The organism is Klebsiella sp. K-3 (genome assembly GCF_051207495.1).
Taxonomy (GTDB): Bacteria; Pseudomonadota; Gammaproteobacteria; order Enterobacterales; family Enterobacteriaceae; genus Klebsiella; species Klebsiella aerogenes.
Window position 1 is genome coordinate 338,297 of the sequence record NZ_JBPNXF010000008.1, and the last position, 23,269, is coordinate 361,565.

The 23,269-nt window shown below is 58.1% G+C and carries 25 protein-coding genes; 21 read left to right on the top strand and 4 right to left on the bottom strand.

Annotation, left to right across the window (positions count from 1 at the left end):
• Positions 1–6 precede the first annotated feature (6 nt).
• Complete coding sequence (metK, locus tag ACSEMK_RS15705) at positions 7–1,161, bottom strand: methionine adenosyltransferase (protein WP_004149807.1); 1,155 nt, start codon at positions 1,159–1,161, stop codon at positions 7–9.
• 136 nt (positions 1,162–1,297) lie between these two features.
• On the opposite strand from metK, the gene ACSEMK_RS15710 reads away from it, so the two are divergent.
• The 6 genes from ACSEMK_RS15710 (at position 1,298) to speB (ending at position 5,902) form a co-directional block, all read left to right on the top strand.
• On the top strand, positions 1,298–1,615 hold the full coding sequence (locus ACSEMK_RS15710; protein WP_143115472.1) for a hypothetical protein: 318 nt from the start codon (positions 1,298–1,300) through the stop codon (positions 1,613–1,615).
• A complete protein-coding gene (locus ACSEMK_RS15715; protein WP_419718970.1) occupies positions 1,615–1,764 on the top strand; it encodes a hypothetical protein in 150 nt (49 codons plus the stop codon). Before ACSEMK_RS15710 ends, ACSEMK_RS15715 begins: the two co-directional genes overlap by 1 nt.
• Before the next feature lie 84 nt (positions 1,765–1,848).
• Positions 1,849–1,965, top strand: a complete 117-nt coding sequence (gene yqgB / locus ACSEMK_RS15720; protein WP_015369741.1) for an acid stress response protein YqgB — start codon at positions 1,849–1,851, stop codon at positions 1,963–1,965.
• 8 nt (positions 1,966–1,973) lie between these two features.
• Positions 1,974–3,950 carry a biosynthetic arginine decarboxylase gene (speA, locus tag ACSEMK_RS15725; RefSeq protein ID WP_020077953.1) on the top strand — a complete coding sequence of 659 codons (1,977 nt, stop codon included), beginning with the start codon at positions 1,974–1,976 and terminating at the stop codon, positions 3,948–3,950.
• A 152-nt stretch (positions 3,951–4,102) separates the two neighbouring features.
• A complete protein-coding gene (locus ACSEMK_RS15730) occupies positions 4,103–4,831 on the top strand; it encodes a hypothetical protein (RefSeq protein WP_430915090.1) in 729 nt (242 codons plus the stop codon).
• A 153-nt stretch (positions 4,832–4,984) separates the two neighbouring features.
• Positions 4,985–5,902, top strand: coding sequence for an agmatinase (gene speB / locus ACSEMK_RS15735; RefSeq protein ID WP_047080345.1), 918 nt, complete (start codon positions 4,985–4,987; stop codon positions 5,900–5,902).
• Here speB and ACSEMK_RS15740 read toward each other — a convergent pair.
• Positions 5,899–7,110: an MFS transporter gene (locus ACSEMK_RS15740; RefSeq protein WP_087859775.1), complete on the bottom strand. Its 1,212-nt coding sequence runs from the start codon at positions 7,108–7,110 to the stop codon at positions 5,899–5,901. The two genes, speB and ACSEMK_RS15740, sit on opposite strands and share 4 nt — an antisense overlap.
• A gap of 428 nt (positions 7,111–7,538) precedes the next feature.
• Here ACSEMK_RS15740 and ACSEMK_RS15745 point away from each other — a divergent pair, with 428 nt between their 5' ends.
• The 14 genes from ACSEMK_RS15745 to ACSEMK_RS15810 all read left to right on the top strand — a co-directional run bounded on the left by ACSEMK_RS15745 (position 7,539) and on the right by ACSEMK_RS15810 (position 20,254).
• On the top strand, positions 7,539–7,862 hold the full coding sequence (locus ACSEMK_RS15745) for a Rieske (2Fe-2S) protein (protein ID WP_004151769.1): 324 nt from the start codon (positions 7,539–7,541) through the stop codon (positions 7,860–7,862).
• Complete coding sequence (locus tag ACSEMK_RS15750) at positions 7,859–8,167, top strand: recombinase-like helix-turn-helix domain-containing protein (protein WP_271032125.1); 309 nt, start codon at positions 7,859–7,861, stop codon at positions 8,165–8,167. The genes ACSEMK_RS15745 and ACSEMK_RS15750 overlap by 4 nt, the downstream gene beginning before the upstream one ends.
• A 10-nt stretch (positions 8,168–8,177) precedes the next feature.
• A complete protein-coding gene (locus ACSEMK_RS15755; RefSeq protein ID WP_020077956.1) occupies positions 8,178–9,200 on the top strand; it encodes an aromatic ring-hydroxylating oxygenase subunit alpha in 1,023 nt (340 codons plus the stop codon).
• Positions 9,200–9,949 (top strand): SDR family oxidoreductase, encoded by a 750-nt coding sequence (locus tag ACSEMK_RS15760; protein WP_015703448.1) that lies wholly within the window; start codon positions 9,200–9,202, stop codon positions 9,947–9,949. The genes ACSEMK_RS15755 and ACSEMK_RS15760 overlap by 1 nt, the downstream gene beginning before the upstream one ends.
• A gap of 13 nt (positions 9,950–9,962) precedes the next feature.
• Positions 9,963–10,751 carry an IclR family transcriptional regulator gene (locus tag ACSEMK_RS15765; protein WP_113373038.1) on the top strand — a complete coding sequence of 263 codons (789 nt, stop codon included), beginning with the start codon at positions 9,963–9,965 and terminating at the stop codon, positions 10,749–10,751.
• A gap of 88 nt (positions 10,752–10,839) precedes the next feature.
• Positions 10,840–11,766, top strand: coding sequence for a VOC family protein (locus tag ACSEMK_RS15770; RefSeq protein WP_213316589.1), 927 nt, complete (start codon positions 10,840–10,842; stop codon positions 11,764–11,766).
• Positions 11,763–12,959: an NAD(P)/FAD-dependent oxidoreductase gene (locus tag ACSEMK_RS15775; RefSeq protein ID WP_430915091.1), complete on the top strand. Its 1,197-nt coding sequence runs from the start codon at positions 11,763–11,765 to the stop codon at positions 12,957–12,959. Before ACSEMK_RS15770 ends, ACSEMK_RS15775 begins: the two co-directional genes overlap by 4 nt.
• A 26-nt stretch (positions 12,960–12,985) precedes the next feature.
• A complete protein-coding gene (locus ACSEMK_RS15780; RefSeq protein WP_271032127.1) occupies positions 12,986–14,242 on the top strand; it encodes an MFS transporter in 1,257 nt (418 codons plus the stop codon).
• A gap of 10 nt (positions 14,243–14,252) precedes the next feature.
• Positions 14,253–14,783, top strand: a complete 531-nt coding sequence (locus ACSEMK_RS15785) for a cupin domain-containing protein (protein ID WP_004152888.1) — start codon at positions 14,253–14,255, stop codon at positions 14,781–14,783.
• Positions 14,784–14,792: 9 nt separating this feature from the next.
• Positions 14,793–15,563, top strand: a complete 771-nt coding sequence (locus tag ACSEMK_RS15790) for an alpha/beta fold hydrolase (RefSeq protein ID WP_213793565.1) — start codon at positions 14,793–14,795, stop codon at positions 15,561–15,563.
• On the top strand, positions 15,547–16,341 hold the full coding sequence (locus tag ACSEMK_RS15795) for an SDR family oxidoreductase (RefSeq protein WP_411326097.1): 795 nt from the start codon (positions 15,547–15,549) through the stop codon (positions 16,339–16,341). Before ACSEMK_RS15790 ends, ACSEMK_RS15795 begins: the two co-directional genes overlap by 17 nt.
• A gap of 9 nt (positions 16,342–16,350) precedes the next feature.
• A complete protein-coding gene (locus ACSEMK_RS15800; protein WP_049053886.1) occupies positions 16,351–17,115 on the top strand; it encodes an aspartate dehydrogenase in 765 nt (254 codons plus the stop codon).
• 15 nt (positions 17,116–17,130) lie between these two features.
• On the top strand, positions 17,131–18,600 hold the full coding sequence (locus ACSEMK_RS15805; protein ID WP_316424737.1) for an aldehyde dehydrogenase: 1,470 nt from the start codon (positions 17,131–17,133) through the stop codon (positions 18,598–18,600).
• Between the two features lie 13 nt (positions 18,601–18,613).
• Positions 18,614–20,254, top strand: a complete 1,641-nt coding sequence (locus ACSEMK_RS15810; RefSeq protein WP_113373032.1) for a thiamine pyrophosphate-binding protein — start codon at positions 18,614–18,616, stop codon at positions 20,252–20,254.
• A 136-nt stretch (positions 20,255–20,390) separates the two neighbouring features.
• On the opposite strand, the gene ACSEMK_RS15815 is transcribed toward ACSEMK_RS15810, so the two are convergent.
• Positions 20,391–21,659: an OprD family outer membrane porin gene (locus ACSEMK_RS15815; protein ID WP_015703438.1), complete on the bottom strand. Its 1,269-nt coding sequence runs from the start codon at positions 21,657–21,659 to the stop codon at positions 20,391–20,393.
• Between the two features lie 377 nt (positions 21,660–22,036).
• On the bottom strand, positions 22,037–22,795 hold the full coding sequence (locus ACSEMK_RS15820) for a M48 family metallopeptidase (RefSeq protein ID WP_430915092.1): 759 nt from the start codon (positions 22,793–22,795) through the stop codon (positions 22,037–22,039).
• A 279-nt stretch (positions 22,796–23,074) separates the two neighbouring features.
• Between ACSEMK_RS15820 and ACSEMK_RS15825 the strand changes: the two genes are divergently transcribed.
• Positions 23,075–23,269: hypothetical protein (locus ACSEMK_RS15825; protein ID WP_435336607.1), on the top strand; the 195-nt coding region annotated here is incomplete at its 3' end.

The window sequence follows — 23,269 nt, forward strand, 5'->3', positions numbered from 1 at the left end:
GGTGGCTTATTTCAGGCCAGCCGCTTCGCGCAGCAGGGCTGCTTTGTCGGTTTTTTCCCATGGGAAATGTTCGCGACCAAAGTGACCGTAAGCGGCGGTCTCTTTGTAGATCGGGTGCAGCAGATCCAGCATCTGAATCAGGCCGTACGGACGCAGGTCGAAGAACTCGCGTACCAGCAGGGTCAGCTGTTCAGAAGGCACTTTTTCGGTGCCGAAGGTTTCGACCATGATTGAAGTCGGTTCAGCGACGCCGATGGCGTAGGAAACCTGAATCTCACAACGATCGGCAAGACCTGCGGCAACGATGTTTTTCGCCACATAGCGCGCCGCGTAGGCTGCGGAACGGTCAACTTTAGATGGATCTTTACCGGAGAACGCACCGCCGCCGTGACGAGCCATGCCGCCGTAGGTATCAACGATGATCTTACGACCGGTCAGACCGCAGTCGCCCATCGGGCCGCCGATGACGAAACGTCCGGTCGGGTTGATGAAGAACTTGGTGGAAGCGTTCAGCCATTCGGTCGGCAGAATCGGCTTGATGATCTCTTCCATCACTGCTTCCTGCAGGGATTTCTGATCGATATCTTCAGCGTGCTGAGTGGAAAGCACAACCGCATCGATGCCGACGATTTTGCCGTCGTCATACTGGAAAGTGACCTGGCTTTTCGCGTCCGGACGCAGCCACGGCAGGGTGCCGTTTTTGCGGACTTCAGCCTGGCGCTGTACCAGACGGTGCGCGTAAGTCACCGGCGCCGGCATCAGCACGTCAGTTTCGTTAGTGGCATAGCCAAACATCAGGCCCTGGTCGCCCGCGCCCTGTTCCAGCGGGTCGGCGCGGTCAACGCCCTGGTTGATATCCGGGGACTGCTTACCAATGGCGCTCAGGACCGCGCAAGAGTTGGCGTCAAAGCCCATATCGGAATGCACGTAGCCAATTTCACGCACCGTGTTACGGGTGATCTCTTCGATATCAACCCATGCGCTGGTGGTGATTTCACCGCCAACCAGAACCATGCCGGTTTTGACATAGGTTTCGCAGGCTACGCGCGCTTTCGGATCCTGTTCGAGGATCGCGTCCAGCACGGCATCGGAGATTTGGTCAGCAATTTTGTCTGGATGCCCTTCTGATACAGACTCGGACGTAAAGAGGTGTTTTGCCATGTTTTATTTTACCTGTGAGTATTCGTGTAGCTCATACTGTTGTGTAGAGAGGCTTTGATAGATGACCCTACCAAGGCTTGCAGGTAGTGACACGAGCAGTCTGAGTGTTAATCAGTATAGATGGATTAACTTCTGGATGGCTATTTTAGGTCAGAACTTCATCGCATTTCCACATTTTTTTGACATCGCCCGCATTAATGGAAAAAGCGTGGTGGAAATTTTTCCTGACAACTCCGGCAAGACGCGTATTTTTATTTTGCATTTTACCCCGCTTCTCGGTATAAAACGCCGCGCGCGGCTCATTAAAAAAGCGCACGAAGCCCATCTCGTGACGCCACTTCCAGCCGGGTTAAGCACTCTGTTACACAGCGGCGGTTTCGCCAGCTGTTCGATATGTATAGCTTTGGCTTGTCGCTGGCCTTTTTCGGGGCAGTGTGGAGGTGATACCAGATAATGAACCAACGTTTTTCGCCTGATTCGCCGCGTCGTTCTGTCGCGCAATTCTATCCCGCAATCTGCATCTCTTTCGTGCAAACCTGCCGATGTTCTACCCATCTCGGCGCTTCTCAGGATTCCAGGGCCTCCAGGCTTTTTGAAAACTGAACAAGGGCGCTCTTGCGTGAGCAAGGGTTTTCTCGTGGTTTCTCCGGGCTGTCATACCAGCTTCGGGTACGTGTTTTACTATATATGAATAAGAAACCGGTCGCGCAGCTGCAGTGCCAGCACTATCTGCTGGGATTAAAGGCTGTTCATGGGTTGTTATCGCGTCTGTCGACTGCGATAGTAGTTAATATTACAAGTTGAGGTTCGCTATGTCTGACGACATGTCTTTGGGTTCGCTTTCGTCAGCAGGCGAACACGGTGTACTACGTTCCATGCAGGAGGTTGCGATGAGCTCCCAGGAAGCCAGCAAAATGCTACGTACCTACAATATTGCCTGGTGGGGTAATAACTATTACGACGTTAACGAACTGGGCCATATCAGCGTTTGCCCGGATCCTGACGTCCCGGAAGCGCGCGTCGACCTGGCCGAGCTGGTCAAAGCGCGCGAAGCCCAGGGACAACGCCTGCCGGCGCTGTTCTGCTTCCCGCAGATCCTGCAACATCGTCTGCGCTCGATTAACGCCGCCTTCAAGCGCGCGCGTGAATCCTACGGTTATAACGGCGACTATTTCCTTGTCTACCCGATCAAGGTCAACCAGCACCGTCGCGTGATTGAATCCTTGATCCACTCCGGCGAACCGCTGGGGCTGGAGGCTGGTTCGAAGGCTGAGCTGATGGCGGTGCTGGCGCACGCGGGGATGACCCGTAGCGTGATCGTCTGTAACGGTTATAAAGATCGTGAATACATCCGTCTGGCGCTGGTGGGCGAGAAGATGGGCCATAAGGTCTATCTGGTCATCGAGAAGATGTCGGAAATCGCCATCGTGCTGGAAGAGGCCGCCCGTCTGAACGTGGTGCCGCGCCTTGGCGTGCGTGCGCGTCTGGCCTCGCAGGGTTCCGGTAAATGGCAGTCCTCCGGCGGCGAGAAATCTAAATTCGGCCTCGCGGCGACGCAGGTGCTGCAACTGGTCGAAATTCTGCGCGAGGCAGGCCATCTTGAGAGCCTGCAACTGCTGCACTTCCACCTCGGCTCGCAGATGGCCAACATTCGCGATATCGCCACCGGCGTGCGCGAATCGGCGCGTTTCTACGTCGAGCTGCATAAGCTGGGCGTTAATATTCAGTGCTTCGATGTCGGCGGCGGTCTGGGTGTCGATTACGAAGGGACCCGCTCGCAGTCCGACTGTTCGGTGAACTACGGCCTGAATGAGTACGCCAACAATATCATCTGGGCGATCGGCGACGCCTGTGAAGAGAACGGCCTGCCGCACCCGACGGTGATTACAGAGTCCGGCCGTGCGGTGACCGCGCACCACACCGTACTGGTTTCCAACATTATCGGCGTCGAGCGCAACGAATACACCGAGGCGACCCCGCCGGCGGAAGACGCCGCGCGTCCGCTGCAGAGCATGTGGGAAACCTGGCTGGAGATGCACGAAACCGGCAACCGCCGCTCGCTACGCGAATGGCTGCACGACAGTCAGATGGATCTGCACGATATCCACATCGGCTACTCCTCCGGCACCTTCAACCTGCAGGAGCGCGCGTGGGCGGAACAGCTGTATCTGAACATGTGCCATGAAGTACAAAAACAGCTCGATCCGAGCAACCGCGCCCATCGTCCGATCATCGATGAGCTGCAGGAACGTATGGCGGATAAAATCTACGTCAACTTCTCGCTGTTCCAGTCGATGCCGGATGCCTGGGGCATCGATCAGCTATTCCCGGTGATGCCGCTGGAAGGGCTGAACAAGTCGCCGGAACGCCGCGCGGTGCTGCTGGATATTACCTGCGACTCCGATGGCGCCATCGATCACTATGTTGACGGCGACGGGATCGCCACCACCATGCCGATGCCGGAATACGACCCGGAGAACCCGCCAATGCTGGGCTTCTTTATGGTCGGGGCTTATCAGGAGATCCTCGGCAACATGCACAACCTGTTCGGCGATACCGAAGCGGTAGACGTTTTCGTCTTCCCGGACGGTAGCGTTGAGGTTGAGCTCTCCGATGAGGGTGATACGGTGGCGGATATGCTGCAGTATGTTCAGCTGGATCCGAATACGTTGCTGACCCAGTTCCGCGATCAGGTGAAAAATACCGGTCTCGACGCCGAGCTGCAGCAGCAGTTCCTTGAAGAGTTCGAAGCGGGGCTGTACGGATATACTTATCTTGAAGATGAGTAACTAAGACTAATCCGCTGGTGGGTCGGTTTATGTTAATAAACCGACCCTTTTTTATAAATGAAATCTGAAAAAATATAGTGGATGCTTTTTAAAGCGATAATAGCCTGTACACTGCCGCGAGGAATTAATACTTAGTGGAACAGGGACAGAATATGAAAAGTATATCGCGGTACGGTCTTATTATCGGTTTATTATTATTAGGCGGTTGTTCGAGCCAGGCTGTGTACCATGACCGTGCGGCGTCTACCACCGATGTCGCCACCCGCTGGGGCAGCGACGTTCACTCAACGGTTAAAGGCGTGTCCGCAGAACGCCAGGATTCCCATCCTGACGAAATCGTATTGATTAATTATTCCGGTCAATATCATACCGGTTTCGACCAGCTGTATAGCATTCGAATTAGCGATCTGGAATATGCGGTACGCGATGCTAATTTTAACTCTCTCCCTATTACTCGCAGCTATAATAATTCTACCGGAAAATGGCAATACGCTGTTGTGGCCCGCGTTGGCACACAATATCAATTATATGTTCGTAATTATAGCCATCGCGTGGATTACGAAATTATTGCCACCGTGGATGGTCTCGATGTCCTGAGCGGCAAGGCCGGTTCGCTCCAGAATAATGGTTATATTATCCGTGCCGGCGACTCGCTGGCGATCAAAGGATTCCGTAAAAATAACCGTACCGTAGCGGCGTTTGAGTTTTCTGATGTTGCGCAATCTTATGCCGCCCATTCCGCTCAGGGGGACACGCGCAACGCCGGTATCATCGGCTTTGCCGCCTTCGCCTTACGCGGAGAAAAGCCGGCGCCGCTTCCACCGTGTTCGGCTCAGGCCTTCCCGGCGAACGGTTTCGCCCCGGCGCCTTGTCAAAAATAAACGTCCCGCTTGCCGCCGGGCGGTTTTCAGGCGATAATTTGTTCTTATAAGCAGTTACCTAATTCAAACCCTTCCTCGTCGGGCCTAACGACGCGGAGGGGTTTTTTTATACTTATTTTTTACGTTCCACGACTGTGAAAAGAGGTCATACCCATGAGCACTTTAGGTCATCAATACGATAACTCCCTGGTATCCAACGCTTTTGGTTTCCTGCGTCTGCCGATGAACTTTATGCCGTATGAAAGCGATGCGGATTGGGTCATCACCGGCGTGCCGTTTGATATGGCGACCTCCGGGCGCGCGGGCGGCCGTCATGGCCCGGCGGCGATCCGTCAGGTGTCAACCAACCTCGCCTGGGAGCACAACCGTTTCCCATGGAACTTCGACATGCGTGAACGCCTGAACGTCGTGGACTGCGGCGATCTGGTCTATGCCTTCGGCGACGCTCGCGAAATGAGCGAGAAACTGCAGGCGCACGCGGAGAAACTGCTGGCGGCCGGTAAACGCATGCTCTCCTTCGGCGGTGACCATTTTGTCACCCTGCCGTTGCTGCGCGCCCATGCCAAGCATTTCGGTAAAATGGCGCTGGTACACTTCGATGCCCACACCGATACCTACGCCAACGGCTGTGAATTCGACCACGGCACCATGTTCTACACCGCGCCGAACGAAGGGCTTATCGATCCGAACCACTCCGTGCAGATCGGTATTCGTACCGAATTCGATAAAGATAACGGCTTTACCGTGCTTGATGCGGGCCAGGTTAACGACCGCAGCGTCGACGACATCATCGCTCAGGTGAAGCAGATCGTCGGTGATATGCCGGTGTACCTGACTTTCGATATCGACTGTCTGGATCCGGCATTTGCGCCAGGTACCGGTACGCCGGTGATCGGTGGGTTGACCTCTGACCGTGCGATCAAACTGGTGCGCGGCCTGAAGGATCTGAACATCGTCGGAATGGACGTGGTTGAAGTCGCCCCGGCTTATGACCAGTCTGAAATCACCGCCCTGGCGGCGGCGACTCTGGCGCTGGAGATGCTATACATTCAGGCAGCGAAGAAAGGCTAAGCGTTTACTGCTGCTGCGCGACGCATGCGCAGCAGCAGTACGCCGCCGGCGCACAGCGTGATCAGCTGTGATGCCACCAGAACGGAAAAACCTGAACTTACCGATCCCACCGATTTCATCACCACTCCCATCAGCAGCGGAATAAACGCCGCGCAGATATTGCCAATGCCGTTAATGATCCCATAGGCGCTGCCCACCGCTTCGCGCGGGGCGTGATGCTGCACCACCGCCGGGATCGCCGCCCCCTGTAATCCCCAGAAAACGTTCGCCGCCAGCATAAACAGCGCCAGCATCGCCGGCTGCTGGCTGAGCATCAGCGCCAGCACGGAACCGGCGGTGAGTAGGCCGCCGATAATAAACAGCAGCGGCGCCTGCTCCGGGCGCATTTTGTCGAGGAGCACGCCGCCAACAAACTTTGAGCCCAGGCTTAACAAAAAGGGTACTGCCGCCAGCAGGCCGGTGGCCTGCAGCGAGAAGTGGTGCTCGTCGCGTAGCCAGGCGGGCAGCCAGGCGCTACTTCCCCATAGATAGCTGAGCGTGGCGATTTCCACCAGTAGGATCCAGCCAAGCAGCGGCGTACGCCAGGCGAGGGCAAAAGTCTGACTGAAGCCCGGCTTCGCGCGCTGTGCGGTCACTTTTGGCGCGGGAAGAAACCGCCAGATTAATCCGCCGCCGAGCAGGAGGTTAAGCAGCGCCAGCGCGTAGAAGGAGCCGATCCAGCCAACATGCGCCATCAACCAGGTGACTAGCGGGAAGCCTACCGCCAGCCCAAGCGATACGCCGAGGGCGGTCACCGCATTCGGTTTACCTATTTCATCGGCGGCGAAGTTGTCGTTGATAAAACGTGTCTTCAGTGAGAATAGCGGTCCCTCCGCCACGCCAAGAACAATGCGCGCGATTAACATCCCGAAGAGCGAGCCCAGCAGCGGTGAAACTGCGCAAACCAGCGCCCATATAGCAATGCTGCTTAAGAGTCCCTGGCGGTAATGCCATTTACTTTCTATAACTGGGGTTAATAATAATGCCGAAAATCCATAACCCAGAAGAAAGCATGTCATTAGCATGCCTTGTAACATTCTGTTTTCATTTAATTGAAAATGGGCAGCAAATTCCGGGTTAAGGATCATCACCGAGATATTTACCCGATCGACGTAGGAAATAATTATTAACAAAAGTAATGCTATTACCCCTTGCCATCTTGCCGCCATTTGTTGTCTCCACGCTTAATTTAATGATTGCCGGTTATTATTTTTTTAACGCCAGAAATAGTTACATAAGTAAAATGATTCACCAGTGAAACTCATTGTTTTTAAAAGATTAAATAAATGATTGTTTCATGGGTGAAACACCATGGCTTCCGCCGTTGCACATTTTTAATGATCGTCTGCAAAAGAAGTCAATAGTCGCGTGTGAAATTTAAATCGGCATTTTTATTTATAATGGATCACCACTTTAAATATCATCATTTCATCTGAATGCAGTTTTTCGTGATCAATTGCACACTTAGCTAATTTAAAAGTCATTCATTAACAAATTTGTCACATTAACGCTTGACGAAACATTCACCGCTTTTATATTGACCGTATTAAATAAGAAACAGAGTTTCATATATGAAACAAAAGCCTGGAGGATTGCGATGAGCTGGATAGGCGTATGTGACGCGGAGCAAGTACAGGAAGATTTTCCATATAGCGGCAATATCGACGGTAAGGAAATCGGTATTTATCTGATTGATGGCGAATATTACGCGCTGGAAGACGTTTGCCCTCATGCCTATGCGCTCCTGAGCCAGGGCTTTGTCGAAGATGGCAAGGTGGAATGCCCGCTGCATGAGGCGGTATTCGACGTCAAAACCGGCCAGTGCCTGCATGGCCCCGGCGGTCGCAACCTTAATCGTTACCCGGTGCGGGTATACGACAATCAGATCCAGATTACCTTTATCGAGGAGAACGTGGCATGAGCGAATCCCTGGACTTCAACCCGGCGCTACCGGAAAGCCGCCAGTTTACGCCACCGGCGGAAGGCGGAAACGGCAATATCCATAAGCCTGGCGACTATCACAATCTGATTTGGCAAACCCGCAGCCGGGTGCCGGAAAACTGGGAACTGCAACTTATCGCCACCCTGGAAACGCTGTTCGAGCAGGGCGCGGAAGGTCTCGGTGAACTGGTGAGCGGCCTCAATGGCGTCAGGATGCATGACCAGCAGGGCGAACCGTGGAGCGAAAGCAGCTTCCAGGCATTTTTACAGGTTAACGGCTACTGAGGACACAGCGATGACGACAACGGTACAAAACTATCTTGATAAAGGATTGCGCGGCCTGTGGTATCCGGTGCTGGCGAGCTGGGAAGTGCAGTCTGCGCCGGTAGGCATTACCCGTCTCGGCGAGCAGATCGTGGTCTGGCGAAATAAAGACGGCCAGGTGCAGGCGCTGGAAGACCGCTGCCCGCATCGCGGCGCGCGCCTGTCAATGGGCTGGAACTTAGGCGATCGTATCGCCTGCTGGTATCACGGCGTGGAAGTCGCCGGCAACGGCGAAGTCAAAGACGTCCCGGCGGTTGACCGCTGCCCGCTGGTCGGCCAGCAGTGCGTGCGCAGCTACAGCGTGCAGGAAGCGCACGGGGCAATCTTCCTGTGGTTCGGCGTCACCGCCGACCAGCAGCCTGATGAACTGAGCTTCCCGGAGGAACTGGCCGACCACGAAAAATACAGTAACTTCCTGTGCACCGCGGCGTGGAAATGCAACTACCAGTACGCGCTGGAAAACGTGATGGACCCGATGCACGGTACCTATCTGCACTCATCATCGCACTCGATGGCGGAAGGCGATCGCAAAGCCGATATGGTGCTGCAGCCGACGAAAACCGGCTTTATCTTCGAGAAAAAAGGGCAGAGCGGCGTCAACTTTGACTGGGTTGAACTGGGCAACAGCGGCGCCTACTGGATGCGCCTGTCTATTCCGTACAAAAAGCGTTTCGGGCCGGGCGGCCACTTCTGGATCGTCGGCATGGTGGTTCCGGAAGATAACGACAACTGCCGCGTCTTCTTCTGGCGCATCCGCGGCGTTCAAGGCTGGCAGCGCGATCTGTGGCGCTTTATGTACCGCAACCGTCTGGAAAAACTGCACTGGGAAGTACTGGAACAGGATCGCGTGGTGCTGGAAAGCCTGGCGCCGAACGCCCGCGATCATGAATATCTCTATCAACATGACGTCGGTTTGTCCCGCCTGCGCCGCATGATGCAGAAAGCGGCGAAAGAGCAGTTAGCGCTTCGCGAAGCGCAGCAGGGTGCCGCCTGATGAACGGCCTGCTGAACGGTAAACGTATTGTCGTCACCGGCGCGGCGCGCGGCCTCGGTTACCACTTTGCCGAATCCTGCGCCGCGCAGGGCGCGACGGTGGTGATGTGCGACATCCTGCAGGGGGAGCTGGCGGAAAGCGCTCATCGCCTGCAGCAGAAGGGCTATCAGATCGAATCCCACGCCATCGATCTTGCCAGTCAAGCGTCGATCGAGCAGGTCTTCAGCGCCATCGGCGCGCAGGGGCCTATCGATGGCTTAGTCAATAACGCGGCAATGGCCACCGGCGTCGGCGGTAAAAACATGATCGATTACGATCCGGACCTGTGGGATCGGGTGATGACGGTCAATGTCAAAGGTACCTGGCTGGTGACCCGCGAGGCGGTACCGCTGCTGCGCGAAGGGTCGGCAATCGTCAACGTCGCTTCGGATACCGCGCTGTGGGGCGCGCCGCGGCTGATGGCCTACGTCGCCAGTAAGGGCGCGGTGATTGCGATGACCCGTTCCATGGCCCGCGAGCTGGGTGAAAAGCGGATCCGTATCAACGCCATCGCGCCGGGGCTGACTCGCGTTGAGGCCACGGAATACGTTCCCGCCGAGCGTCATCAGTTGTATGAGAACGGCCGCGCGCTCAGCGGCGCTCAGCAGCCGGAAGATGTCACCGGCAGCGTGGTCTGGCTGCTGAGCGATCTTTCGCGCTTTATCACCGGCCAGCTGATCCCGGTCAACGGCGGTTTTGTCTTTAACTAATAAGTGAGGCGGTATGGCGAACGATCAGGAAGTGAAGTACCTGGTACCGGGTCTGGAGCGCGGTTTACAACTGCTGCTGGCGTTTGGCGAACAGCATCGCGATCTGACCTTTGCCGAGCTGCATCGGCTGGTGGATATGCCGAAAGCGACCGCCTATCGCGTGGTGCAGACGCTGGAATATATGGGTTTTCTCGAGCGCAACGCCCGCACCAATACCTTTTCGCTGGGCATGAACGTACTGCGTCTGGGCTTTGAATATATCGCCTCACTGGATGTCGCTCAGGTGGGTCAGCCGGTCATCGAGCAACTGCGCGATATCAGCCAGTGCAGCAGCCATCTGGCGATCCGCGATGGCCGCGACATCATCTACATTGCCCGCGTCAGCGCAGCCGGTTCACGTATCAACCAGGTCAGCGTCGGAACGCGGCTACCGGTGCACTGCACCTCGCTTGGCCGCATGCTGCTGACCGATGTTTCCCGCAGCGAGTTTGAACAATTGTTCCCGGATGCACGTCTGCCGGGCAATACGCCGGGCCAGCTGTACGACCGCGAAGCGCTGTGGCAGATGGTGCAGCAGGATAAAGCTCGCGGCTACGTGATTGGCGAATCGTTCTATCGCCACGGTATCTCATCGATTGTCTATCCGGTCTTTGACCGCAGCGGGCGGGTGGCGGCGGTCGTCAGCATTCTGGTGCCGTCGGACGAGATCCCGCAAAGCGATCGCGAGCGGTTACAGAACGAGGTCAGTATGGCGGCGGACAAAATTTCCGGCTTCCTCGGATATTTGTCACAGGCAAGTTAAATCAACAACTTAACAGCAGGCGCTTGATTGCGTCGGGCATGTTTTACGCCCAAATTCGGGCGACTGAACGGTAAAGAGGCGACGAATAATGAGTATTACCGGAATTGAAAAGCTGGAATTTGGCGTAGACGACCTGAACAACAGCGCCAAATTTATGCGCGATTTTGGCCTGACCGGCGACGCCAGCGGCCGCGCGTTTACCACCCTCAGCGGCGCGCGGGTCGAACTTAACCCGACCGATGCCGCCGATCTCCCGCCAGCCTTTGAGGCGGGCAACACTCTGCGTCGCATGACCTGGGGCGTGGCGGATCGGGCGGCGCTGGATGCGCTGCGCCCGAAGCTGGAACGCCAGCCCGGCTTCCGTGAAATCGACGGCGCGCTGGAGTGCCGCGACCCTAACGGTATGACGCTGCGGGTGCAGGTTAGCCAGCAAACGGCGGTTGAACTGAACGTTGAACCGATCAACCAGTGGGGCGATGTGCGTCGCATCGACACCCCGAGCCCGGTGTACGACCGCGCGCAGCCGATTAACGTCGGCCACGTGGTGTTCTTCGTGGAAGAACTGGCGGCGGTGGAAAGTTTCTATCGCGAAGTGCTCGGCTTCCAGGTTTCAGACCGCTATATCAATCGCGCGGTGTTCCTGCGCTGCGGCGTACGCGGCGGCCACCATAACCTCTTCTTATTGCAGTTGCCCAACCGCAAACGTGGACTTAACCACGTCGCGTTTACCGTGCGGGATATTCATGAAGTGATCGGCGGCGGCATTGCGATGAATAAAAACGCCTGGAGCACGTTTATCGGCCCCGGCCGCCATCCGGTCTCCTCGGCCTACTTCTGGTATGTCAACAGCCCGACCGGCGGCGCTTTTGAGTACTACACCAACGATGACTATCTGACGGAAAACTGGCAGCCGCGCGAACTTGAGCATTCACTCGTGTCCTTTACCGAATGGGCGGTGGAAGGCGGTATCGATCACGATACCCGTCGCCAGCAGAAAAAACCGGAGGCGGTATGACGGCGCGGATAGTCATTATCGGCGGCGGCCAGGCTGGCGGCTGGGCAGCGAAAACGCTGCGTGATGAAGGGTTTAGCGGCGAGATTTGCGTGGTTGCCGAAGAGCAATGGGATTTTTACGAGCGCCCGCCGCTGTCGAAAGCGGCATTGCTGGAGGCCGAACCGGCGCTGCCGCGGTTATTCAGCGCCGAGGCGCAGCAGGCGCTGGATCTGCGCTGGTACCGCCCGCTGCGGGCGGAATCGATCGATCGGCAAAATAAAACCCTGGCGCTGAGCAACGGCGAAACGCTGGCGTACGACCAACTGCTGATCGCCACCGGCGGCCGCGCGCGGCTGCCGTCCGAGGTCTGGGCGCAGCATCCGCAGGTCTATACCCTGCGCCACTGGCAGGACGCGCAGCGTCTGAAGCAGCGGCTGGCATCGGCAACGCGGCTGGCGATCGTCGGCGGCGGCTGGATTGGCCTCGAAATCGCCGCCTCGGCGCGCAAAAGCGGCGTAGCCGTGACCCTTTATGAACAACAGCCGGCGCTGTGCATGCGCTCGGTCAGTACGGAGGTCTCGCTGGCGCTGGATGAGTTGCATCGCGGGCAGGGCGTTGATATTCGCCGCGGCTGCGGCGCGCTGGAGCTGGAAGATGATAACGGCCTGCCGACGCTGCACTGCGACGGCCAGAGGGAAACCTTCGACGCGGTGGTGGTGGGGATCGGCGTCGATCTGAATCTCGAACTGGCGCGCGATGCCGGGCTCGCTGTCGAGCGCGGAATTGTCGTCGATGCCCAGGGGCGCAGCAGCGATCCGGCGATTTTCGCCGCCGGCGATGTCGCCCAGCACCATCAGTACGGCCTGTGCATTCAGTCGTGGGCCTTTGCGCAAAATCAGGCGATCGCGACGGCGAAAGCGATGCTCGATCCGCAGGCCAGCGGCTACGACGAGGCGCCGTGGCTGTGGTCAGATCAATACGATCGCAATATTCAGATCCTGGGGATCCCGCAGGTGGGCAGCCGCACCATCGTGCGTGACGAGCCGCAGGGCGCGCTCTACTTCTCGCTGAACGCCGATGGACGTTTAACGCAGCTGGTGGCCTTCAATAATGCACGTACCGTGAAGCTGGCGAAGCGCTGGATGGCGGCGGGGAGGGATCTCTCTGACGTCCCGCTCGCTGACCCGACTTTCTCGCTGATGTCATTGCGATAATTAACGCGAACCCTTAAGGGGGAGAAATGACCACATTAGAGACTAACGCCGCGCCTGCTGAGGCGAGCGGCGAGGGCGTCCGCACGCCTGAAAAAGCGGTGCGTTGGGCCATTCCGCTGTCGCTGCTGGCCTGCGTACTGCTGGCGTTTTTCGACAAAATCAGTATCGCCGCGCTGTTTTCCGATAGCCACTTCCAGCAGGCGATGGGGATCGATTTCGATACCACCCGGCTGGGTATTCTGATGAGCGCCTTTTTGCTGAGCTACGGCTTCTCGTCAGTGTTATTAAGCGGCCTTGGCGACCGGATTGCGCCGCTGCGCTTGCTAACTGGAATGATGGTGGTGTGGTGCATCCTGATGGTGATCATGGGCTTCACCCACAACTACGTGCTGATGGTGACGCTGCGCATCCTGTTGGGCATCGCTGAAGGGCCGCTGTTCCCGCTGGCGTTCGCCGTGGTGCGCCACACCTTCCCACAGCGGCTACAGGCGCGCGCCACCATGCTGTGGCTGCTCGGCACGCCGGTTGGCGCGGCGCTGGGTTTCCCGCTGTCAATTTGGCTACTCAATACCTTCGGCTGGCAGAGCACCTTTTTCGTGATGGCGATGCTGACGGTACCGGTGCTGATTTTTGTGCGCATCGGGCTGCGCGGCGTGCAGCTGGAGGCGAAAGTCGGCAGCGATAAAACGTCGCAGGAAGTGCGCCGCAGCGCGCGGCGCGAGCTCTTCGTGAGTCCGCATTTCTGGATGATCTGCATCTTCAATATCGCCTTTCTCGCCTATCTGTGGGGGATCAACGGCTGGCTGCCGGGCTACCTGATTAAAGGCAAAGGCATTCATCTGGAACACGCCGGCTGGCTGTCGTCGATGCCGTTTATCGCCATGCTGCTAGGCGAAATTATTGGCGCCTGGCTCTCTGACCGCGTCGATAAGCGCGCCGCCGCCTGCTTTATTTCCCTGGCGGGCGCCGGAATCGGGCTGGCGGCGGTGATGCATTTTAGCGCGCCGTTGCCGGTGATCGCGGCGATGAGCTTTAGCACCTTTATGTGGGGCACCGGCGCGCCAAACATTTTCGCGCTGCTGGCTAAAGCGACCCATCCACGGGTCAGCGCCACGGCGGGCGGGATTTTCAACGGGCTGGGAAACTTTGCCGGGGCCTTATCGCCGGCGGTGATGGGCGCGCTTATCGCCTTCACCCATAGCATGGATTCCGGGCTGATTTTTCTGGCGGTGATGGCGGCGGTGGGCTGCGCCCTGTTACTGCCGCTGCTGAGACGTTACTGAGGATAAAACGATGACTGATTCAACCGTAACTGCAAAACAGAGTCTGAAACCTGACCATCTGACGATGGAAGAGTGGGTGGAGTCGCGTATCGCGCGCTTTGAAGGCCGTAAATACGACTGGAATGCGCTGAAATTCCAGGCAGATTTTGATCCGAAATATCGCCGCGCGCAGATGCGCTACATCGGCACCGGCGCCACCGGCGTCGCCAGTGATACCAACACCGTTCCGGCCGAGCACTTCACCTTCTCCACCATGGTGTTGCCGTCCAAATGTGAAGGCCCGCTGCACCTGCATGATGACGTAGAAGAGGTGTTCTTCATGCTCAAAGGGCAGATCACCCTGATGATTCAGGACGGCGACAACTATACCGAAACCGTGCTGCGAGAACGCGATCTGATCTCGGTGCCGCCTGGAATTTACCGCGGTTTGTTTAACCACGGCGAAGAAGAGGCGCTGATGTGCGTGATGCTCGGCACCCATAAGCCGCATATTCCGACCTACCCGGAAGATCATCCGCTGGCAAAAGTAAAACGTAACTAAGGGGCGATGATGACGGGTTTTCGTGAACAAGGAAGCGGCATTCCGCTGACGCTGCTGCACGGCATCAGTTCCGGCGCGGCCTCCTGGCATAAACAGATGGCGCTTCCCGGCTACCGTGTGCTGGCCTGGGATATGCCCGGTTATGGCGAGAGCCCGATGCTGGCGGCAACGCCGGCGGATGCTGGTGATTACGCCGACGCGCTGGCGCGAATGCTGGATCGCGCTGGAGTAGAGCAAACCATACTGGTCGGCCATTCGCTGGGCGCACTGGTGGCGGCCGCCTTCGCCGCGAAATACCCGCAGCGGGTGCTTTATCTGGTACTCGCCGACGTCGCGCAGGGATACGGCCAGGCGGAGGCGGCGCAGCGGGAAAAAGTCTGGCATGGACGTCAACAGCAGATGGCGCTGGGCGGTGAGGCGATGGCGCAGGGGCGGGCGGCAAAACTGCTGCGCCCCGGCGCGCGCGAAGCCGATGTGGCGACGGTGGCGGCAGGCATGCGCAGGCTGCGTAGCGAAGGTTACCTCGCCGCCGCCTGGATGCTGGCGCATGACGACATCCACCGCTGGCTCGCCGACTATCGCGGTCGTCTCTCTGTGTGGTGCGGCGAGCAGGATGCCATTACCCAACCGGAGCTGGTGCAAGGAGTGGCGCTGCGTTACGGCGCCCCTTACATCGCCATCCCGCAGGCTGGACATGCCAGCTATCTCGATAACGAAACCTTTTTTAATCAACAGCTTTTACGCATAGGGGAAGAGGTGCGCGATGAATGCACAAATTGAAGGACGCGTCGCGGTAGTCACCGGCGGCTCGTCAGGGATCGGCTTTGAAACGCTGCGCCTGCTGCTGGGCGAAGGGGCGAAGGTCGCCTTTTGCGGCCGCAACCCGGATCGGCTGGCCAGCGCCCATGCGGCGTTGCAAAACGAATATCCCGAAGGCGAGGTGTTCTCCTGGCGCTGCGACGTACTGAATGAAGCGGAAGTTCAGGCCTTCGCTGACGCGGTCGCCGCGCGTTTCGGCGGCGCCGACATGCTGATTAATAACGCCGGGCAGGGTTATGTCGCCCACTTCGCCGATACGCCGCGCGAGGCCTGGCTGCACGAAGCCGAACTGAAACTGTTCGGCGTGATTAACCCGGTAAAGGCTTTCCAGCCGCAGCTTGAGCAGTCGGATATCGCCTCGATTACCTGCGTGAACTCTCTGCTGGCGCTGCAGCCGGAAGAGCACATGATTGCCACCTCTGCTGCCCGTGCCGCGCTGCTCAATATGACGCTGACCCTGTCGAAAGAGCTGATGGAGAAAGGCATCCGCGTGAATTCCATCCTGCTGGGAATGGTCGAATCCGGGCAGTGGCAGCGCCGTTTTGAAAACCGCAGCGATAAGAGCCAGAGTTGGCCGCAGTGGACCGCGGATATTGCCCGTAAGCGTGGGATCCCGATGGCGCGTCTTGGTAAGCCGCAGGAGCCGGCGCAGGCGTTGCTGTTCCTCGCTTCGCCGCTGGCCTCCTTTACCACTGGCGCGGCGCTGGACGTTTCCGGCGGTTTCTGCCGCCATCTGTAAGGAAAGATGATGAAAAAGGTCATGTTAATCGGCTATGGCGCGATGGCCCAGGCGGTGATTGAACGCCTGCCGCCGCAGGTGACGTTGGGTTGGATCGTCGCCCGCGAATCGCATCATGCGGCGATCCGCCAGCAGTTCGGCCACACGGTGACGCCGCTTACCGATCCGCTGCAGTGCGAAGAGACGCCGGATCTGGTGCTGGAATGCGCCAGCCAGCAGGCGGTCGCGCAGTACGGCGAAGCGGTGCTGGCGCGCGGCTGGCATCTGGCGGTGATCTCCACCGGCGCGCTGGCGGACAGCGAACTGGAACAGCGTTTACGCCAGGCGGGCGGCAGGCTGACGCTGCTGGCCGGCGCAGTCGCCGGGATTGACGGCCTGGCGGCGGCGAAAGAGGGGGGGCTTGAACGAGTGACCTATCAGTCGCGTAAAAGCCCGGCCAGCTGGCGCGGCAGCTATGCCGAACAGCTTATCGACCTCAGCGCGGTCAATGAAGCGCAAATTTTCTTTGAAGGCAGCGCCCGCGAGGCGGCGCGGCTATTCCCGGCAAATGCCAACGTGGCGGCAACCATCGCGCTGGGCGGTATCGGCCTTGACGCGACCCGGGTACAGCTGATGGTCGATCCGGCGACGCAACGCAACACCCATACGCTACACGCCGAAGGACTGTTCGGCGAGTTTCACCTGGAGCTGAGCGGCCTGCCGCTCGCCAGCAATCCGAAAACATCGACCCTCGCGGCACTGAGCGCGGTACGCGCCTGCCGTGAACTGGCATAACGCAGAGAGGCTGAGATGGACGAATTAGACATTTTTATCGGCGGCCAGTGGCGTCGCGGCGGCGGCAATTTGATGCACAGCCAGTTTCCGGCGGATGGCGCTATTAACGCGGCGCTGCATGCGGCAAGCCTCGATGATTTACAGGAGGCGGTCGACTGCGCCGACCGCGCCTGGCGGGAGCCAACGTGGTGGACGATGCTGCCGCATCAGCGGGCGAAGATCCTGCATAAGGTTGCCGATCTGATTGAAGCACAGCTTGATGCGCTCACCCAAAAGCAGAGCCGCGATAACGGTAAACCACTGGCGGAAGCGCGAGGGCTGGTGATGAGCGCGGCGGGCACAGCACGCTATTTTGCCGCCGCCTGCGAACTGCTTGAAGGCGAGCTGCCGACGCCGCGGCAGGCGGATCTATTGACCCTGAGCCGCTATGAGCCGCTGGGCGTGGTGGCGGCGATCACGCCGTGGAACTCGCCGATCGCCAGTGAAATGCAGAAGGTGGCCCCGGCGATCGCCGCCGGAAATGCGGTGATCCTCAAACCGGCGGAAGCCACGCCGCTCATGGCGCTGGAACTGGCGAAGATCTTTGAGCAGGCCGGTTTACCCGCCGGACTGCTGAGCGTGCTGCCGGGTAAAGGATCGATTATCGGCGATGCGCTAGCCCGCCATCCTAAGGTGCGCAAAATTTCCTTTACCGGCGGCACTACCACCGGGCGTCACCTGGCGCACGTGGCGGCGGAAAAGCTGATCCCGGCGTCGCTGGAGCTGGGCGGCAAATCGCCGACCATCGTGCTGGAAGATGCCGATATCGAACAGGCGGCGCGGGGCATCTGCTACGGCATTTTCAGCTCCGGCGGTCAGGCCTGCATTGCCGGCTCGCGTCTGTTTGTCCATGACAAAGTGTATCCACAATTAATGGCCCGCCTGCTGGAGTTAACCCAAGGACTGCGGGTTGGTCATCCGTTCAGCGCTGGCACCCACGTCGGGCCGCTGATCAACGATAAACACCGTCAGAGCGTGCTGGAGTACGTCGAGCTGGCGAAACGCGAAGGTGGCAGCGTGCTATGCGGCGGCGAGATCCCGGCGGATCCGGCGCTGGCGGCGGGGAGCTACTTCCTGCCGACCATCATTGAAGGGCTGAACAACCAGGCCCGCGTTTGCCAGGAAGAGATCTTCGGGCCGGTGCTGGTGGCGATGCGTTTTCACGATGAAGCGGCGTTGATCCGTGAGGCCAATGATTCGGTCTTCGGGCTGGCGGCGGGGATCTGGACGCGCGATACCGGCCGCGCGCTGCGTCTGAGCGAGCAACTGGAAGCCGGTACGGTGTGGATCAATACCTACAAAGTTTTCTCCATTTCGACCCCGTTTGGGGGCTTTAAAGAGAGCGGTCTGGGCCGCGAAAAAGGGATCCAGGGGCTGAAAGCCTGGATGCAACAAAAGAGCATTTATCTGGCGACGGGTAATAGCGTCAACCACTGGTGCGACTGAGAAAGGGTGAGCAATGAGCGAAATGATAACCGTCGGCGATGCCATCGCCAGAACGCTGGAGCAGTATCACGTTGAAGCCATTTATGGCGTCATTTCTATCCATAACCTGCCGATCGCTGATGCCGTCGGCCAGCGGGAAAAAATCCGCTTTGTTCCGGCGCGCGGCGAAGCGGGCTCGGTGACCATGGCTGACGCCCACGGCCGTTTTTCAGGGCTCGGCGTGGCGCTGACCAGTACCGGCGCGGGCGCGGGTAATGCGGTCGGCGCGCTGGTTGAGGCGATGAACGCCGGTACGCCGCTGCTACACCTGACCGGACAGGTCGAAAAAGCCTGGCTGGACGCCGACACCGGTTTTATTCATGAAACCCGCGATCAGTTGACCTTCCTGAAAGCCAGTTCGAAGCGCGCTTACCGCATTAGCAACGCCAACCAGGCGGTGGCTATCCTGCATAAGGCGATTCAGGAGGCGCAGACGCCGCCGTGCGGCCCGGTATCGGTGGAAATCCCCATCGATATTCAGAGCGCCAAAATTCCGCTTTCACTGCTGACCGCGCCGTTGAAACGCGCTCCGGCGGTTGAGCCGGAAGCGTCGCTGGTCGATACGCTGTGGGCGCAGCTTAAGCAGGCGAAGCAGCCGCTGCTGTGGCTTGGCGGCGGCGCGTTAGAGAGCGGCGAGGCGGTGAAGACGCTGGCGGATGCGGGGGTGACGGTGATTTCCAGTACCCACGGCCGCGGCATTCTGGCGGACAGCCATCGCGCCAGTCTGCGCGCGTTTCATAATTCTCCCTCGGTTGAAGCGCTGATTTCACAATGTGATTTCACACTTGTGGCCGGTTCCCGGCTGCGCAGCAACGAAACGCGCTCGTGGACGCTGGAACTGCCCACGCCGCGGGTGCAGATTGATATCGACCCGGCGGCGGCCAGCCGTAACTACTTGATGGACAATACCCTGGTGGCGGATTGCCGGGCGCTATTAGCGGCGCTGGCAGCGCGGGTGCAGGGCCGGATGTGGGGCGATGCGCGTTGGGATAGCCAGCTTAAAGCGGCGGTAGAGGCGGCGGAGCAGGGGCTGCGCGACCAGTGCGGCGCTTACGCTAAATTGAATGACGCGATTGCGCAGGCGCTGCCCGATGACGGCATTCTGGTGCGCGATATTACCGTTTCCGGCAGCCTGTGGGGCAGCCGCCTGTTCCGCGCTCACGGCCCGCTGATGAATATCCATTCTCTGGCCGGAGCCATCGGTATGGGGCTACCGATGGCGGTGGGCACCGCGATTGCCAATCCGCAACGGAAAGTGGTCGGCCTGGTCGGCGACGGCGGCCTGAGCCTCAACCTTGGCGAACTGGCGACTCTGGCGCAGGAGAAGGCCAACGTAACGCTGTTGATTATGAACGACGGCGGCTACGGCGTGATGCGCGGTATTCAGGATAAGTACTTCGGCGGCCGCCAGTATTACAACGAGCTGCACACGCCGGACTTTACCCTGTTGGCGCAGGCGATTGGCCTGCAGGCGTGGAGCGTGGAACGGGCGGAGGATTTCCAGGCGGTGATGACCGAAGCGCTGGCGATGCCGGGTCCATCGGTGGTGGAAGTGAAAATGGGCCAGATTGGCGCGCTGCGCTTTGCCGGCCCGCCGCAGAAGACGCTGTATTAATGATAATCCAGTGACCCCAACCCTCTCCCTTCCGGGGAGAGGGTACCGCACGGCACAGGGGGTTAATCAAGGCGCCGGACGGTTGCTCCTGCGCGCCGGGAGAGGGCCGGCCCGCAGGAGAGGGTTCATTACACGGTTAAAATACGTTAAACGGATATTCGACGTAGAACCGCACCTCATTACCGCTGACGTTATAGTCGCTGGCGTTGCTGGAAACGCGCAGCACCGAATAGCGTAGTCTCAATTTCAAATCTTTCGCCATGCCGTTTTGCACCTGGTACTGCACCTGGTTGAACCATTCGTGTTCTTTACCGTTGCTGGTCTCGGCGGTTTTAATGTTATCGCCGCGAACGTAGGCGGTGGTCCAGCTCAGGCCCGGTACGCCCAGTCCGGCAAAATCCAGGCCATAGGAGGCCTGCCAGGAACGCTCATCCTCGCCGTTAAAATCAGACCAGTAGGAGTTAGCCAGCCAGATGGTGTTGCCGCCATCGCCGACGCCGCCCTGATTCTGATACCCACCGTAGTGGTAGCCGGTGCTGCCGCTGCTTTGCTGGTAAGCGACCTTAAAAGTGTGAATATCCCAGATATAGCTGGCGGCCAGGCTCCAGATGCTGTTGCTGCGCCCGGTGTCATTGGCGTCGGCATATTCTTGATCTAAGCGCGAGTTATAGCCATTGAAGTCAACAATTAACTGCTGGTCGGCGGCGAACGGCTGCTTGTAGTTCAGGCCGAGATACTGCTTATTCAGCACGTCCTCGACGTGTGAAGCGTATAGCGCGCCGCTGAGCTGGTCGTTGAATTGATAGCTGGCGCCGCCAAAGGTCAGGCTTTTCAGGCCGCTGTTGTGGCTGTCGTCGCTTTTGCGCTGCTGATCGGTGAGATACCCGGCGTTAATTTCCAGACCGTCGATTTCTCTTGAGGTCAGCATGGTACCGGTATAGCTCTCATACAGCAGCCGCGAGTCATCGGCGTAGACGATAGGCAGCATCGGGCGCTGGCTGCCGTAGCTGAGTACGGTATTCGAGAAGCGCATTTTAGCGGTAGCGCCGAATTTGGCTAAATCGGACTTCGCGCGGCCATCATCATCCTGGGCGAAAAAGTCGATACCGCCCGCGCCGCTGCGGCCGCGGCCGCCGTCGAGGCGCACGGCGTACTGCGCAATGCCGTCAACGCCGAAGCCGACCGGCCCTTGAGTAAAGCCGGATTCGAAGGTAGCGATAATACCCTGACCCCATTCGGCTTTATCCGGTAATCCATCGCGATAATCGCGTTTGATATAAGCGTTACGTAAAAAGAGATCCAGGTGACTGTCTTCAATAAAGCCCTGACTGGTAGATTGTTGGCTGGCGAAAGCCGGCGCGGCGGCAATAATGCCAAGTGCGAGTAATGGTAATTCTTTTTTCACTGAGGGCACTTCTCTGTCTGTCGATATATTCATGGGAATCACTGCCAGTCAGATATTGTCCTGAAATAATGTCGAAAGCAATCATTGTGTGAGCAGTTATTGCAGCCGGAAACAGGCTGTATGGCGCATGAGCCGTGTACCAGGCAGTAAGGGGTGGACTATTTATTATTCGGGCAAAGACGATTCTGGAAGCCAGATAGTGTGCGGCCTTTTTAATTTACCAAATAATATATTTCTGAATCGCCGGGCATAAAATAATTTGCTGTGATGCGCTGTGATAATAATTAACGGTTTGTGCGCTTAAATTATCAATTGATGCGGCTAAATATTTTTACGGGTATATAAAAAAGGGAGGCAATAATGCCTCCCGCTGTCGCTTATTTAATACCGTCGGCCTTCATGCGATCGCGAATATGCTGCGCGCGGGCTTCCGATGCCGGGTGATCGTCAAACATGGAGCTCTGACGGCCGGCTTCCAGCTTGGCCAGTTTTTCGAAGCTGGTGGCCAGTCCCGATGGATTGATGCCGCGTTTGCGCAGCAGGTCGTAAGAGTAGTCGTCCGCTTCCGACTCCTGGCGCTGGGAGAACTGCGAGTTCACCAGTTTTTCGCCGAGATCGCCCAGCTGCGACTGCGACAGGCTGCCGACGATGCCGCCAGCGGAGGCCGCCGCCGCGCGCACGGCGTTAGTGCCTAGCGCGACCTGCATGCCTTTCTTCACGTGGCCCAACGCAACGTGGCCCATTTCGTGGCCGATAACCGCTTCTACTTCGTTATCGTTCATCAGGTTCATCAGGCCGCTGTAAACGCGGATGCAGCCGTTGGCCATCGCGAAGGCGTTGACGTCTTTTGTTTCATAAACCTTATAGTTGACCGGCTGGCCGTTGATGTTATCGCCCAGCGCGGCGGCAATCTTGCTCAGGCGTTTGCTGTACTCGCTGTTGGCCGGAGAAATAGTAGCTTTGGCGTCCATCTCTTTACACGCCTGGTCGCTTAAGGTTTTTACCTGTTCGTCGCTAAGAGAGTAGGCCTGGAATGCTTCCGCGCCCGAGCTCAGCAGGGCGTTGGAGTCCATGTTCTGACATCCGGTTAATGTTGCTGCGATCCCGAAGGCAAGAAGGGTTGAGCGAATTTTCATTTTTATCTTCCACAATCTTATGGTTTTTTATCTGAATAATGGGCGACGACGGACCCGCCTCGTCCTGTGCAAAGTATAAATAGTATCTCATGATCCGGGCGAGTGGATTCCGCGGCAGCACAACGTGTTCCAGAGATTTCTTAATGGGCAAAAGGATGCTCCATGTACATGCTTTGTCGCTTGGGTTACATTGTTCACACTTTTTTCCGGCGTAGCCCAAAACGCGCTCTCGTCAAGTCGTTAAGGGCATGGCCTTATAACATCCGAACTGGAGTCAAAATGTCCTCACGTAAAGAGCTTGCCAACGCTATTCGTGCGCTGAGCATGGACGCTGTACAGAAAGCCAAATCCGGCCACCCTGGCGCCCCGATGGGCATGGCTGACATTGCCGAAGTCCTGTGGCGTGATTTCCTGAACCATAACCCGCAGAACCCGTCCTGGGCCGACCGCGACCGTTTCGTGCTGTCCAACGGC

Coding starts and splice junctions, on each gene's coding strand:
- metK (WP_004149807.1), bottom strand. CDS start 1,161: ATGGCAAAACACCTCTTTACGTCCGAGTCTGTATCAGAAGGGCATCCA.
- ACSEMK_RS15710 (WP_143115472.1), top strand. CDS start 1,298: ATGGCTATTTTAGGTCAGAACTTCATCGCATTTCCACATTTTTTTGAC.
- ACSEMK_RS15715 (WP_419718970.1), top strand. CDS start 1,615: ATGAACCAACGTTTTTCGCCTGATTCGCCGCGTCGTTCTGTCGCGCAA.
- yqgB (WP_015369741.1), top strand. CDS start 1,849: ATGAATAAGAAACCGGTCGCGCAGCTGCAGTGCCAGCACTATCTGCTG.
- speA (WP_020077953.1), top strand. CDS start 1,974: ATGTCTGACGACATGTCTTTGGGTTCGCTTTCGTCAGCAGGCGAACAC.
- ACSEMK_RS15730 (WP_430915090.1), top strand. CDS start 4,103: ATGAAAAGTATATCGCGGTACGGTCTTATTATCGGTTTATTATTATTA.
- speB (WP_047080345.1), top strand. CDS start 4,985: ATGAGCACTTTAGGTCATCAATACGATAACTCCCTGGTATCCAACGCT.
- ACSEMK_RS15740 (WP_087859775.1), bottom strand. CDS start 7,110: ATGGCGGCAAGATGGCAAGGGGTAATAGCATTACTTTTGTTAATAATT.
- ACSEMK_RS15745 (WP_004151769.1), top strand. CDS start 7,539: ATGAGCTGGATAGGCGTATGTGACGCGGAGCAAGTACAGGAAGATTTT.
- ACSEMK_RS15750 (WP_271032125.1), top strand. CDS start 7,859: ATGAGCGAATCCCTGGACTTCAACCCGGCGCTACCGGAAAGCCGCCAG.
- ACSEMK_RS15755 (WP_020077956.1), top strand. CDS start 8,178: ATGACGACAACGGTACAAAACTATCTTGATAAAGGATTGCGCGGCCTG.
- ACSEMK_RS15760 (WP_015703448.1), top strand. CDS start 9,200: ATGAACGGCCTGCTGAACGGTAAACGTATTGTCGTCACCGGCGCGGCG.
- ACSEMK_RS15765 (WP_113373038.1), top strand. CDS start 9,963: ATGGCGAACGATCAGGAAGTGAAGTACCTGGTACCGGGTCTGGAGCGC.
- ACSEMK_RS15770 (WP_213316589.1), top strand. CDS start 10,840: ATGAGTATTACCGGAATTGAAAAGCTGGAATTTGGCGTAGACGACCTG.
- ACSEMK_RS15775 (WP_430915091.1), top strand. CDS start 11,763: ATGACGGCGCGGATAGTCATTATCGGCGGCGGCCAGGCTGGCGGCTGG.
- ACSEMK_RS15780 (WP_271032127.1), top strand. CDS start 12,986: ATGACCACATTAGAGACTAACGCCGCGCCTGCTGAGGCGAGCGGCGAG.
- ACSEMK_RS15785 (WP_004152888.1), top strand. CDS start 14,253: ATGACTGATTCAACCGTAACTGCAAAACAGAGTCTGAAACCTGACCAT.
- ACSEMK_RS15790 (WP_213793565.1), top strand. CDS start 14,793: ATGACGGGTTTTCGTGAACAAGGAAGCGGCATTCCGCTGACGCTGCTG.
- ACSEMK_RS15795 (WP_411326097.1), top strand. CDS start 15,547: ATGAATGCACAAATTGAAGGACGCGTCGCGGTAGTCACCGGCGGCTCG.
- ACSEMK_RS15800 (WP_049053886.1), top strand. CDS start 16,351: ATGAAAAAGGTCATGTTAATCGGCTATGGCGCGATGGCCCAGGCGGTG.
- ACSEMK_RS15805 (WP_316424737.1), top strand. CDS start 17,131: ATGGACGAATTAGACATTTTTATCGGCGGCCAGTGGCGTCGCGGCGGC.
- ACSEMK_RS15810 (WP_113373032.1), top strand. CDS start 18,614: ATGAGCGAAATGATAACCGTCGGCGATGCCATCGCCAGAACGCTGGAG.
- ACSEMK_RS15820 (WP_430915092.1), bottom strand. CDS start 22,795: ATGAAAATTCGCTCAACCCTTCTTGCCTTCGGGATCGCAGCAACATTA.